This is a genomic window from Hydrogenophaga sp. GW456-12-10-14-TSB4, assembly GCF_059424305.1.
Window position 1 is genome coordinate 44,429 of the sequence record NZ_JBWKZH010000039.1, and the last position, 12,050, is coordinate 56,478.

A 12,050-nucleotide genomic window follows, 5' to 3' on the forward strand; every position below is an offset into this window, starting at 1 on the left:
TTGTTGTGAACGTGATGGAGGTCAGTCCACGGTCGCGCCCGAGATCTTCACCATGCGCTCGTACTTCGAGCGTTCGCGCTTCATGAAGTCGTCGAACTGCTCGGGTGTGCTGGGCGCGGGCTCGGCCAGCAGCTGGGCGAAGCGCGTCTTCACGTCGGCCGAATTCAGTGCGGCGTTGAAGGCGGTGTTGAGCTTGCGCACCGTCTCGGCCGGCGTGCCGGCCGGGGCGATCAGGCCCCACCAGGTGTCGATCTCGAAGCCGGGCAGGGTGGCGGCCACGGTGGGCACGTCTGGCATCACGCTGCTGCGCTGCGCGGTGGTCACGGCCAGGGCCTTGAGCTTGCCCGAGCGGATGTTGGCCGCGGCGGTGGCGAGGTTGTCGATGTTGAAGTCGACCTGGCCCGACAGCAGGCCCAGCTGCGCCGGGTTGCCGCCGTTGTAGGGAATGTGCACGGCGAAGAACCCGGCCTGGTTCTTCAGCAGCTCGCCCGCGAGGTGGCCGGCGCTGCCGTTGCCGCCGGAGCCGTAGTTGAGCTTGCCCGGGTTGGCCTTGCCGTAGGCGATGAGATCGGCGACGGTGTTGATCTTCAGGCGCGTGGCGGTGTCGGCGTTCATCACCAGCACGTTGGGCACGCGCAGCATCTGCGCGATGGCGGCGAAGTCCTTGGCCGGGTCGTAGGGCAGTTGCTTGAACAGCCAGGGGTTGATGCCGTGCGAGGCCGTGGTGGCGATGCCCAGCGTGAGGCCGTCGGCCGGCGCCTTGGCCACCGCGCTCACGCCGATGTTGCCGCCGGCACCGGGCCGGTTCTCCACGATCACCGTGCCCAACGAGCCCTTGACCGCTTCGGCCAGGATGCGCGCCGTCACGTCGATCGGGCCGCCCGCCGCAAACGGCACCACGATGCGCGTGGTGTTGGCGGCCTGTGCCGTGGCAAAGCCGGGCAGGGCGAGGCTGGCCGAGGCCAGGGCGGAGCGGGTGATCAGTTGGCGGCGGTTCAGCATGGCGTTGTCTCCGGTTTTTTCAGGAAGGCTCAATCCACCTTGTCGGCGGCGCTGGTGAACGAATCGGCGAAGAAGGCCTCGTCGGGCAGGCCGGCCTGGGCGACGTAGTCGCGGTGGGCCGATTCGACCACGATGGGCGCACCGCAGGCGTACACCTCGTGGCCCGAGAGGTCGGGGAAGTCCTGCAGCACGGCCTGGTGCACGAAGCCGGTGCGGCCGGTCCAGGCGTCTTCGGGCAGGGCGTCGGAGACCACCGGCACGTAACGCAGGTTGGGCATCTCGGCCAGGCGGGCCTCGATCCAGGCGCTCTGGTACAGGTCGGCCGGGCGGCGGCCGCCCCAGTACAGCGTGGCGGGCCGGGTGATGCCCTTGAACTGCATGTGCTCGATCACCGCCTTGATCGGCGCGAAGCCCGTGCCCGAGGCCAGCATCACGATGGGCTTGTCGCTGTCCTCGCGCAGGAAGAAGCTGCCGTAAGGGCCCTCGATGCGCAGGATGTCCTTTTCCTTCATGGCGCCGAACACGTGGTCGGTGAACTTGCCGCCCGGCATGTGGCGCAGGTGCAGTTCCAGCGCGGGCGCCGTGGCCTGCGTGTGCGGCGCGTTGGCCATGGAGTAGCTGCGGCGGTCGCCGTCGCGCAGCAGGAACTCGACGTACTGGCCCGCGTGGTACTGGAAGGCGTCGCTCGCCGGCAGCTGCAGGCGCAGCACGATCACGTCGTGCGAGGCGCGCTCCAGGGTGCTCACGCGCACCGGCATCTTCTTGATCGGGAAGGCGCCGGCCTCGGTGACCTGGCGCGATTCGAGCACCACGTCGCTGTGGGCCACGCCGCAGCAGGTCAGCACATAGCCGGCGGCCTCTTCGTCGGCGCTCAGCGCCTTGGGCTGGTGGTGGCCGTGCGTCACGCTGCCCGAGACCAGCTTGCACTTGCAGGAGCCACAGGCACCATCCTTGCAGCCGTACGGCAGGCCGATGCCCTGGCGGATGCCGGCGGCGAGCATGGATTCGTCGGGCTCGGCGGTGAAGGTGCGCCCACTGGGCTCGACGGTGATGGTGAATGTCATACTGGCACGTGTTGATACGGGAAAGGCCGTCGGGGTGGAACCCCCGCGCGGCAACCCTCTATTGTCTCAAATCCGGATTTCGCATGAGCCTTCTCGGCGCTTTGCCCGCACGCTTCCGGCGTGAACGGGTTCTCATCGTGGGTTGCGGCGACGTGGGCCAGCGCGCCGCGCGCGCGCTGGGCGGCGGCGCCCGCGTGCGCCTGCTGGCCCTCACCTCCAGCGCCGAGCGCAGCCCCGGGCTGCGCGCCCAGGGCATCACGCCGCTGCAGGGCAACCTGGACGACCCGCGCAGCCTGCGCCGCCTGGCCGGCCTGGCCACGCGCGTGCTGCACCTGGCCCCGCCGCCTTCGGACGAGCTGGCCGACTGGCGGCTGGACCCGCGCACCCGCGCGCTCACCCGGGCGCTGGCGCAGCGCTCGCTGCCCGCCTCGCTGGTCTACGGCTCGACCACCGGCGTCTACGGCGACGGCCAGGGCCGCTGGATGGACGAAGCCTCGCCCGCCAACCCCAAGACGCCGCGCGCCTGGCGCCGGGTGGACGCCGAGGCCGCCGTGCACTGGCTGGGCCGCGCCACCGGCGTGCGCACCTCGGTGCTGCGCATTCCCGGCATCTACGCCCCCGACCGGGCCGGTGGCACGCCGCGCGAGCGCCTGCTGCGCGGCACGCCGGTGCTGCGTGCCGAGGACGACGTGTACACCAACCACATCCACGCCGACGACCTGGCGCGTGCCTGCGTGCTGGCACTCTGGCGCGGCCGGCCGCAGCGCAACCTGAACGTGGTGGACGACACCGAGCTCAAGATGGGCGACTACTTCGACCTCGCGGCCGATCTGTACGGCCTGCCCCGGCCGCCGCGCGTGGCGCGTGAGGGCGCAGGCGATCAGTTGCCGCTGGTGCTGCTGAGTTTCATGAGCGAGTCGCGCCGGCTGCGCAACCAGCGCCTCAAGGGCGAGCTGGGCCTGCGGCTGCGCTACCCCACGGTGGCGCAGGGCCTGGCCTGAGCGGCGGGCGGGCAACAAAAAAGCCGTGCGGCTTGCCTGCACGGCTTGAGTCGTGGTGCCCGGGGTCGGAATCGAACCGACACTCCTTTCGGAACCGGATTTTGAGTCCGGCGCGTCTACCAATTTCACCACCCGGGCTGCCAGAAGGGAGACTCGAAATTATGGCACAGTGGTGGGATGAACTACCCGACGATTGAAGACGCCATCGGCAACACGCCGCTGGTGGCCCTGCAGCGCATTGGCGCGGCGGCCAACCAGGCACGAGGCAATGTGATCCTGGGCAAGCTGGAGGGCAACAACCCCGCCGGTTCCGTGAAAGACCGGCCCGCCGTTTCGATGATCAAGCGCGCCGAGGAACGCGGCGACATCAAGCCCGGCGACACCTTGATCGAAGCCACCTCCGGCAACACCGGCATCGCCCTGGCCATGGCAGCGGCCATCAAGGGCTACCGCATGGTGCTGATCATGCCGGAGGACCTCTCCATCGAACGCGCCCAGACCATGAAGGCCTTCGGCGCCGAGCTGATCCTCACCTCCAAGAGCGGTGGCATGGAGTCCGCGCGCGACCTGGCCGAGAAGATGCAGGCCGACGGCAAGGGCCGGGTGCTCGACCAGTTCGCCAACGCCGACAACCCGCGCATCCACTACGAAACCACCGGCCCCGAGATCTGGGAACAGACGGGCGGGCGCATCACCCATTTCGTGAGCGCCATGGGCACCACCGGCACCATCACCGGCGTGTCGCGCTTCCTGAAGGAGAAGAACCCGGCCGTGCGCATCATCGGCGCCCAGCCCAGCGAGGGTTCGCGCATCCCGGGCATCCGCAAGTGGCCCACCGAGTACCTGCCCAAGATCTACGACCCGAGCACGGTGGACGAGCTGGTCTACGTGGGCCAGGGCGACGCCGAGGCCATGTGCCGCCAGCTGGCGCGCGAAGAGGGCATCTTCGGCGGCATCTCGGCGGCGGGTGCCTGCTGGGTGGCGCAGCAGATCGCCAGCCAGGTCGAGAACGCCACCATCGTTTTCGTGGTCTGCGACCGGGGTGACCGCTACCTCTCCACCGGCGTTTTCCCGGCCTGATGGCCTGCCGCCGACCATGAGCACCGAATTCCGGTTCTGCCCCGTGTGCGCCACGCCGCTGGCACTGATCGGCATGGAAGAAGACGGCGGCTTCACCCAGCGGCTGCGCTGCCCGGCCTGCGGCTTCACCCACTGGAACAACCCCACGCCGGTGCTCGCGGCCATCGTGGAGATGGACGGCCACATCCTGCTGGCGCGCAACGCCGCCTGGCCGGGCAAGATGTTCGGCCTCATCACCGGCTTCATGGAAGCTGGCGAGACGCCCGAAGAGGGCATCCGGCGCGAGATCGCCGAGGAAACCTCGCTGGCGGTGGACGCGCTCGAGCTCGTGGGCGTGCACGATTTCCAGCGCATGAACCAGGTCATCATCACCTACCACGCCCGTGCGCACGGCGAGGTGCGGCTCTCGCCCGAGCTGGTGGACTACAAGTTGATGCGGCCCGAGCAGGTGCGCTGCTGGCGCGCCGGCACCGGGCTGGCCCTGGCGCAGTGGCTGCGCCAGCAGGGGCACGAGCCGGTCTTCATGGAAGATTTGCCACAGAAACCCGCCGCGGGTCCGGCCGACAGCGCCGGCTAGCGCGCGGCGGCGCCCGCGCAGGCGCCGCGGTGCGCTGTGTGCCGCTTAGAATGTTGACAACCCAGGAATACCCCCCCTCCCCATGACTGCCGACAAAGAACTCGATGCCCGCGGCCTGAACTGCCCTCTGCCCATCCTCAAAGCGAAGAAGGCATTGGCCGACATGCTCAGCGGCCAGACGCTCAAGGTGATCTCCACCGACGCGGGGTCGGTGCGTGATTTCCAGGCCTTCGCCAAGCAGACCGGCAACCTGCTGATGCAGCAGGAGACCGTGGGCGGCGACCACATCACCCTGCTCAAGCGCCGCTGAGCCCCGGCAGGCGCGATCAGGTCCCTTCATCCTTCACACGCCCCTGCCCACACACCATGGAAGTCCTGCTGCTTGATCCGCTCGTGCCCGAAGCGCTGGCCTGGTTGCAGGAGCGCCACGAGGTGGGCTTTAGGCCCGAACTGGCCGACGACCCCGCCGAGCTGCGCAAGAGCACCTACAAGACCCGCGCCATCGTGCTGCCGCCGCACGTGGTGGTCTCCAGCGAGTTCCTGGACTTCGCGCCCAAGCTCGAGATCGTGGCGCGCATGCAGATCTCCAGCGACAACACCGACCTCGACGCCTGTGCGCGGCGCAATGTGCGCGTGCTGCAGGCCCGCAGCGCCACGGTGCGCTCGAACGCCGAGTACCTGCTCTATGGCCTGTTGATGCTGTACCGCCGGGGCATGATCAGCGCGCTGCTGGGCCGCAAGATCGCCCAGGTGCGCATGGGGCGCGAGCTCTCGGGCAGCACGGTGGGCCTGCTGGGCCTGGCGCCCGTGGCGCACACGCTGGCGCCCATGCTGCGCAGCCTGGGCGTGCGCCTGCTGGGCTACGACCCGGCTGTGCACCACGCCGCCGAGATCTGGGACAAGCTCAAGGTCGAACCCGTGTCGCTGCAGGAGCTGCTGGCGCATTCGGACGCGATCTCGCTGCAGATGGTCTACGCCTCGCGTTTCCGGGGCTGGATCAACGAGCGCATGCTCAACCACTGCAAACCCGGCCAGCTCTGGGTGGGCGTGAGCCGCAGCTCGCTGTTCGACGCCGAGGCCCTGGCCCTGGCGCTGTGCGACGGCCGCATCGACGCCTGCCTGCTCGACGGCGCCAACCCGCAGTTCGCGGCCGAGGGCACGCCGCTGCACGGCATTCCCAACCTGCACCTCACCCCGCGCCTGGGCTCCCACACCCGCGAGGCCAAGCTGCGCGCCAGCTGGTACGTGGCGCACCGCATGCACGAGACGCTGTCGCCGGGCTCGATGCAGAACGAAGGCCGCGTCAGCGACTTCTCGGTGCTCGACAACATCGACTACCAGGACACGACGAGCGACCCGCAGGCGGTGTCGCCGTCGCAGTGGAGTTCCATCGCGATGCACAGGGGGTGATCCCCCCGCGCCGCACCTGCGCACCTGCGGTGCGTCACCCCCCAGGGGGCAATGCCTGCGGTCTGGCAGAGCCAGTCCCGCGGCATTCTGGAAAGGTTCAGGCGCTCAGGCGGGCCAGTTGCTCGCGCACCTTGTCCAGCGTGGCGCTGAAGTCGGCCACCCGTTTCTTTTCCTGATCGATCACGGCGGGCGGTGCCTTGGCCACGAAGGCTTCGTTCGAGAGTTTGCCGTTGGCCTTGACGATCTCGCCTTCCAGGCGGGCCGCTTCCTTGCCCAGGCGGGCCTTTTCGGCGGCGACGTCGATTTCCATGAACAGGCACATGCGCGCCTCGCCCACCACGGCCACGGGCGCGGCCTGCGCGGCGGCGGCCCAGGCGGCCTCGTCCTCGAACACGCGCACTTCGTTGAGCTTGGCCAGGGCCTGAAGCACCGGGCCAGCGGCCTGCATGAAGGCGGTGTCGCCCAGCACGTAGAGCGGCAGGCGCGTGGCCGGTGACACGTTCATCTCACCGCGCAGCGTGCGGCAGGCATCGACCAGGGCCTTGAGCTTGACCACGTGGGCGATGGCGGCCTCGTCGATCTTGCTGGGCTGGCTCTCGGGGTAGCGCGCGATGCTCACCGACGCGCCGGGCAGGCCGGCCACCGGCGCGACCTTCTGCCAGAGTTCTTCGGTGATGAAGGGGATGATCGGGTGCGCCAGCCGCAGAATGGCTTCGAGCGTGCGGATCAGCGTGCGCCGCGTGGCGCGCTGCTGCGAGGCGTCGCCGGTCTGGATCTGCACCTTGGCGATCTCCAGGTACCAGTCGCAGAACTCGTTCCAGACGAAGTCGTAGATCGCGTTGGCCACGTTGTCGAGGCGGTATTCGGCGAAGCCCTTGGCCACCTCGGCCTCGACCTTCTGCAGCACCGAGCTGATCCAGCGGTCGGCCTGACTGAAGCTCAGGTAGCCGTGGAAGGGCTGGCCCACGGCGCATTCGGCCTTGGTGTGTTCCTGCAGGCCGCAGTCGTGGCCTTCGCAGTTCATCAGCGTGAAGCGCGTGGCGTTCCAGAGCTTGTTGCAGAAGTTGCGGTAGCCCTCGCAGCGCTTGCTGTCGAAGTTGATGCTGCGGCCCAGCGAGGCAAGCGCGGCGAAGGTGAAGCGCAGCGCGTCCGCGCCGTAGGCGGGAATGCCCTCGGGGAATTCCTTCTCGGTCTGCTTGCGCACCTTGGGCGCGGTCTCGGGCTTGCGCAGGCCGGTGGTGCGCTTCTCCAGCAGCGGTGCGAGGGCGACGCCGTCGATCAGGTCCACCGGGTCGAGCACGTTGCCTTCGCTCTTGCTCATCTTCTGGCCCTGCGCGTCGCGCACCAGGCCGTGGATGTACACGTGCTTGAACGGCACGCGGCCGGTGAAGTGCGTGGTCATCATGATCATCCGGGCGACCCAGAAGAAGATGATGTCGTAGCCCGTCACCAGCACGGTGCTGGGCAGGTAGAGGTTGAAGTCTTCGGTTGCGCCGTCCTTCTGGTTCGGCCAGCCCATGGTGCTGAACGGCACCAGGGCCGAGGAGTACCAGGTGTCGAGCACGTCGGGGTCGCGCGTGAGCGTCCGGCCCGGCGCCTTGGCCTGGGCCTCGGCTTCGTTGCGCGCCACGATCACGTTGCCGGCTTCGTCGTACCAGGCCGGGATCTGATGGCCCCACCAGAGCTGGCGGCTGATGCACCAGTCCTGGATGTTGTTCATCCACTGGTTGTAGGTGTTGACCCAGTTCTCCGGCACGAAGCTGACCTCGCCCGAGGCAACGGCGTCGATCGCCTTCTGCGCGATGCTCTTGCCGGTGGGGTCGGATTCGCTGACCTTGGACATGGCGACGAACCACTGGTCCGTCAGCATGGGCTCGATCACCTGGCCGGTGCGCGCGCAGCGCGGCACCATGAGCTTGTGCTTCTTGGTTTCCACCAGCAGGCCGGCGGCTTCCAGGTCGGCCACCACGGCCTTGCGGGCCACGAAGCGGTCCATGCCGCGGTATTTGGCCGGGGCGTTCTCGTTGATGGCCGCGTCCAGCGTGAGCACGCCGATCAGGGGCAGGCCGTGGCGCAGGCCGACGGCATAGTCGTTGTTGTCGTGCGCGGGCGTGACCTTGACCACGCCGGTGCCGAACTCGCGGTCCACGTAGGTGTCGGCGATCACCGGGATCTCGCGGTCGCACAGCGGCAGCTTCACTGTCTTGCCGATCAAGGCGGTGTAGCGCTCGTCTTCCGGGTGCACCATCACGGCCACGTCGCCCAGCATGGTTTCGGGGCGGGTGGTGGCCACCGTGAGCGACCCGCTGCCGTCGCTCAACGGGTAGGCGATGTGCCAGAGGAAGCCGTCTTCCTCTTCGCTTTCCACTTCCAGGTCGGAGACGGCGGTCTTGAGCACCGGGTCCCAGTTCACCAGGCGCTTGCCGCGGTAGATCAGGCCCTGCTCGTACAGGCGCACGAAGGTTTCGGTGACGACGGTGCTGAGCTTGTCGTCCATGGTGAAGTACTCGCGGTCCCAGTCCACGCTGTCGCCCATGCGGCGCATCTGCGTGGTGATGGTGTTGCCGCTGTGCTCCTTCCACTCCCAGACCTTGGCGACGAAGTTCTTGCGCGCCTCGGCCGGGGTCGGCCCCATGTCGTGGCGGCTGATCCCCTGGGCCTGCAGCTGGCGCTCCACCACGATCTGGGTGGCGATGCCGGCGTGGTCGGTGCCGGGCACCCAGACCGTGTTCGCGCCCGCCATGCGGTGGTAGCGCGTGAGGCTGTCCATGATGGTCTGGTTGAACGCGTGGCCCATGTGCAGGGTGCCGGTCACGTTCGGCGGCGGCAGCTGGATCGCGAACGAGGGGGCATCGGCCTGCGGTACCCCGGTGCCGCGGAAGCCGGCGGCGCCATAGCCGCGCTGTTCCCACTCGGGGCCCCAGCGGGCTTCGAGCGGAGCGGGTTCGAACGATTTGGCCAGGGATTGCAGGCCAGGCTGGTTCAGGGTGTCGGTCATGGGCGCGCCAAAAATGGAAACGGCATCCCGCAGGATGCCGTCTGGGAAAGCAGGGGGAAGACCCTGATTTTAGCTAGGCAGTTGGCGGGCCGCTTCGATGCAGGCTTTCAGCACCTTCGCGTCGCCGATCTGGTTGGCCAGCAGCAGGATCAGGCGGGCGTTGAGCAGCTCCGCGGCTTCGCGGCTGAGGCCGGCGTGGGCGTCGAGCAGCTGTTCGTAGAACGCGTCGGCGTCCTGGAAATGCAGGTCTTGTTTCATGGGGTTTTGTCTCCGAGCAGGCCGAGGGAGCGTTCGATGGCCGTGACCAGCCGCGCGTTGATGGTGTCGCCGGTGGCGGCGAGGTAGCCGTCGGGGCGCACGAGGGCCCAGGCCTGGCCGAAGACCTGGCAGGCGCCCTGCAGGTGGCACTCCGGGTCGCGCACGTGCTCCAGTGCCTGGGCGGGGGCATCGGCGCCCAGCACCTGCACGCAGCGCACCGGGGCGTCCTGGCCGAGCCGGCGCAGGCGTTGCAGGGCGGCGGGCGCAAGCTCGCCGAACACCAGCACCAGCAGGTCGCCCTGGGCCCAGTTCAGCAGATCGTTGACTTGGCCGCGGGTGCCGTCGGCCCAGGCGAAGGGCACGTTTTGCACCGACTGTCCGGCCGCGCTGCCGGGCGCGTAGGTGCAGGCGCCGGACTGGCTGTAGGGGTTGGCCACGGCCATGCGGCCGGTGTTGATGAGGCTGCGCGCGAACGGGTACTGCTTGGCCAGGCCGATGGCGGCCTGGCGGAACAGGCGTTCGCTGCCGTCGGCCGGGCGCAGGAAGCGCGCGGTGCGGTTGGTCACGCACACGTTCTGCTGCGCGGCTTCCAGGCGCTCGTCCTGGTAGCTTTGCAGCAGGGCCGGGTCGGCCTTGCCGCGCAGCACGGCGGCGAGTTTCCAGGCCAGGTTGTCGGCGTCGGCCACGCCGGTGTTGCCGCCGCGAGCGCCGAAGGGGCTGACGACCTTGGCCGAGTCGCCCATGAGGAAGACGCGGCCGTGGCGCATGGCGTGCACGCATTCGCTGCGGTAGGCGTAGGGGCCGACCCAGACGATTTCGACGCCCACGTCGGGCCCGAACTGGCGTGCCAGGCGCTCGCGCACCACGTCTTCGCGGCTCACGTAGGCGGGGTCGGCGTTGGGGGCCATCTGGTAGTCGATGCGCCAGACGTCGTCGGCCATGAGGTGTTGCCAGACGGCGCGGTTCTCGTTGAACGGGGCTTCGATCCAGGTGTGGCGTTCGGCTGGCGGGTGGGTGGTGAAGCGCACGTCGGCGATGCACCAGCGGTCGTCGCCGCGGCGCGAGTCGAAGGGGACGTTGAGCCATTTGCGCAGCGGGCTGTTGGAGCCGGTGGCGTCGATGACGTGGTCGGCTTCGATGCGGTAGCTGCCGGCGGGGGTTTCGATGGTGAGGGTGGCGGCGTCGGCGTTTTGCTCGAAGGCGGTGAGGCGGTTCTGCCAGCGCAGTTCGACGGCGCCGAGTTCCTGCACGCGGTCGACGAGGAAGGCCTCGATGTAGAACTGCTGGATGTTGATGAAGGGCGGCTGGCTGGAGAGGTGGAAGTTGCCTTGTTGGCGCAGGTCGAAGTTGTAGACCTCGTCGTCACCGGCGAAGGTGCGGCCCACGCTCCACTGGGTGCCTTTGGCGGCGATGCGCTCGAAGATGCCCAGGCGCTGGAAGATTTCGAGCGATTTCTGGGTGTAGCAGATGCCGCGCGAGGAGGCACCCTTGACGCCGACGGTGTTGTCCTCGTCGATGAGCACGGCTTTCACGCCCAGGCGGGCGAGGGAGCAGGCGAGGGTGAGGCCGGTGATGCCGCCGCCCACGATGACGATGGGGTGGCGGACCCGGGTTTCGCTTTTCAGTTCGGGTGGGGGGACGAATTCGTACTCGGGCAGCACGTAGCCCGCACCGCTGGTGAATTCGTAGTTGTTGGTGTGGGCTGTCTCTCGGTATGCGGTCAGTGACATGCATCGCTCCTTGTTTTCGTTGCCTTCATGTTTCTGTTTCGCTCTGCGACCTCGCGGGCCCGGCGACGCCCGGCACTCTGCTCCGCGGGTGTCCCCCGGCGGCTGGTGCCGCCTCCTCCTTTACCCCGCTGCGCAGAGCACCGGGCATCACCGAGCCAGGGCGGTGCTTGAATGCACTTCTGTGCATGCGCGCACGGAGGTCGGCGAAGGGTGGGTGAGGGGCGCAGCGAAGTAAAGGAGGAGAACCGGCGAAGCCGGTTCGGGGGACATGAGCGGAGCCCCTCACCCACCCTTCGCCGACCGGACCCGGCCAACGCCAACGCCAAGACCCTCAGGCCTTGACGCGCGCAGCCACCTCCGGCCGGTCGTTCTGTTGCGGCTTCAGCGGCGCGGCGGATTTGCCCTCGGCGCGTTCCTTGCGCCACTGCTCCTTGCGCGCCGTCCACTCGGCCAGGCGCGCATGCGCGGTCTTGCTTTCCTTGAGCATCTCGAACTCGTCGGCCAGCTGTGCCGTGAGCTCCAGGCGGATGCCATTCGGGTCGAAGAAGTAGATGCTCTTGAAGATGTGGTGGTCCGTCACCCCCAGCACCTCGATGCCGCCCGCTTCCAGGCGCGCCTTGGTGTTCTCCAGCTCCTCCACCGTGTCCACGCGGAAACTGATGTGGTTCACCCACTTCGGCGTGTTCGGGCTGGGCAGCGCGGCCTCGTCGTCGCCCAGGTCGAAGAAGGCGATGAAGGAACCGTCCTGCAGCCGGAAGAAGAAGTGCGTGTACGGGCAGTACTCGCCCGTGCTCGGCACGTAATCGCTCTGGATGATGTGGTACAGCGGCAGGCCCAGGATGTCCTCGTAGAAACGGCGCGTTTCCTCGGCGTCCTTGGCACGGTACGCATAGTGGTGCAACTGCTGGATCGGTGCGGGCGGGGCAGGGT

The 12,050-nt window shown here is 68.4% G+C and carries 11 protein-coding genes and 1 tRNA gene; 5 read left to right on the plus strand and 7 right to left on the minus strand.

The window, feature by feature from the left end; all coding sequences use genetic code 11:
• Positions 1 to 21: 21 nt before the first annotated feature.
• Both AC07ZS_RS18695 and AC07ZS_RS18700 read right to left on the minus strand, forming a co-directional pair.
• The gene (locus AC07ZS_RS18695; protein WP_494800028.1) at positions 22 to 1,002 is read right to left on the minus strand and encodes a Bug family tripartite tricarboxylate transporter substrate binding protein; all 981 of its coding nucleotides are present in this window, start codon (positions 1,000 to 1,002) and stop codon (positions 22 to 24) included.
• A gap of 29 nt (positions 1,003 to 1,031) precedes the next feature.
• Positions 1,032 to 2,066 carry a CDP-6-deoxy-delta-3,4-glucoseen reductase gene (locus tag AC07ZS_RS18700; RefSeq protein WP_494800029.1) on the minus strand — a complete coding sequence of 345 codons (1,035 nt, stop codon included), beginning with the start codon at positions 2,064 to 2,066 and terminating at the stop codon, positions 1,032 to 1,034.
• Between the two features lie 83 nt (positions 2,067 to 2,149).
• On the opposite strand from AC07ZS_RS18700, the gene AC07ZS_RS18705 reads away from it, so the two are divergent.
• Entirely contained in the window at positions 2,150 to 3,067 is a 918-nt protein-coding gene (locus AC07ZS_RS18705) for an SDR family oxidoreductase (RefSeq protein ID WP_494800030.1), read from the plus strand.
• Positions 3,068 to 3,120: 53 nt separating this feature from the next.
• Here AC07ZS_RS18705 and AC07ZS_RS18710 read toward each other — a convergent pair.
• Positions 3,121 to 3,205: transfer RNA gene (locus tag AC07ZS_RS18710), tRNA-Leu, on the minus strand.
• A 39-nt stretch (positions 3,206 to 3,244) separates the two neighbouring features.
• Here AC07ZS_RS18710 and cysM point away from each other — a divergent pair.
• From cysM to AC07ZS_RS18730, 4 genes are all read left to right on the plus strand, one after another.
• Complete coding sequence (gene cysM, locus AC07ZS_RS18715; protein WP_494800031.1) at positions 3,245 to 4,147, plus strand: cysteine synthase CysM; 903 nt, start codon at positions 3,245 to 3,247, stop codon at positions 4,145 to 4,147.
• Between the two features lie 16 nt (positions 4,148 to 4,163).
• Positions 4,164 to 4,724, plus strand: a complete 561-nt coding sequence (locus tag AC07ZS_RS18720) for an NUDIX domain-containing protein (RefSeq protein ID WP_494800032.1) — start codon at positions 4,164 to 4,166, stop codon at positions 4,722 to 4,724.
• 82 nt (positions 4,725 to 4,806) lie between these two features.
• Complete coding sequence (locus tag AC07ZS_RS18725; protein ID WP_382154986.1) at positions 4,807 to 5,034, plus strand: sulfurtransferase TusA family protein; 228 nt, start codon at positions 4,807 to 4,809, stop codon at positions 5,032 to 5,034.
• Between the two features lie 56 nt (positions 5,035 to 5,090).
• Complete coding sequence (locus AC07ZS_RS18730; RefSeq protein WP_494800033.1) at positions 5,091 to 6,134, plus strand: NAD(P)-dependent oxidoreductase; 1,044 nt, start codon at positions 5,091 to 5,093, stop codon at positions 6,132 to 6,134.
• 97 nt (positions 6,135 to 6,231) lie between these two features.
• On the opposite strand, the gene AC07ZS_RS18735 is transcribed toward AC07ZS_RS18730, so the two are convergent.
• The 4 genes from AC07ZS_RS18735 to AC07ZS_RS18750 all read right to left on the minus strand — a co-directional run.
• The gene (locus AC07ZS_RS18735; protein WP_494800034.1) at positions 6,232 to 9,132 is read right to left on the minus strand and encodes a valine--tRNA ligase; all 2,901 of its coding nucleotides are present in this window, start codon (positions 9,130 to 9,132) and stop codon (positions 6,232 to 6,234) included.
• A 69-nt stretch (positions 9,133 to 9,201) separates the two neighbouring features.
• Entirely contained in the window at positions 9,202 to 9,390 is a 189-nt protein-coding gene (locus AC07ZS_RS18740) for a DUF2783 domain-containing protein (protein WP_494800035.1), read from the minus strand.
• Positions 9,387 to 11,120, minus strand: a complete 1,734-nt coding sequence (locus tag AC07ZS_RS18745; RefSeq protein ID WP_494800036.1) for an FAD-dependent oxidoreductase — start codon at positions 11,118 to 11,120, stop codon at positions 9,387 to 9,389. The genes AC07ZS_RS18740 and AC07ZS_RS18745 overlap by 4 nt, the downstream gene beginning before the upstream one ends.
• A gap of 331 nt (positions 11,121 to 11,451) precedes the next feature.
• A partial coding sequence (locus tag AC07ZS_RS18750; RefSeq protein WP_494800037.1) for a VOC family protein occupies positions 11,452 to 12,050 on the minus strand: 599 nt, incomplete at its 5' end.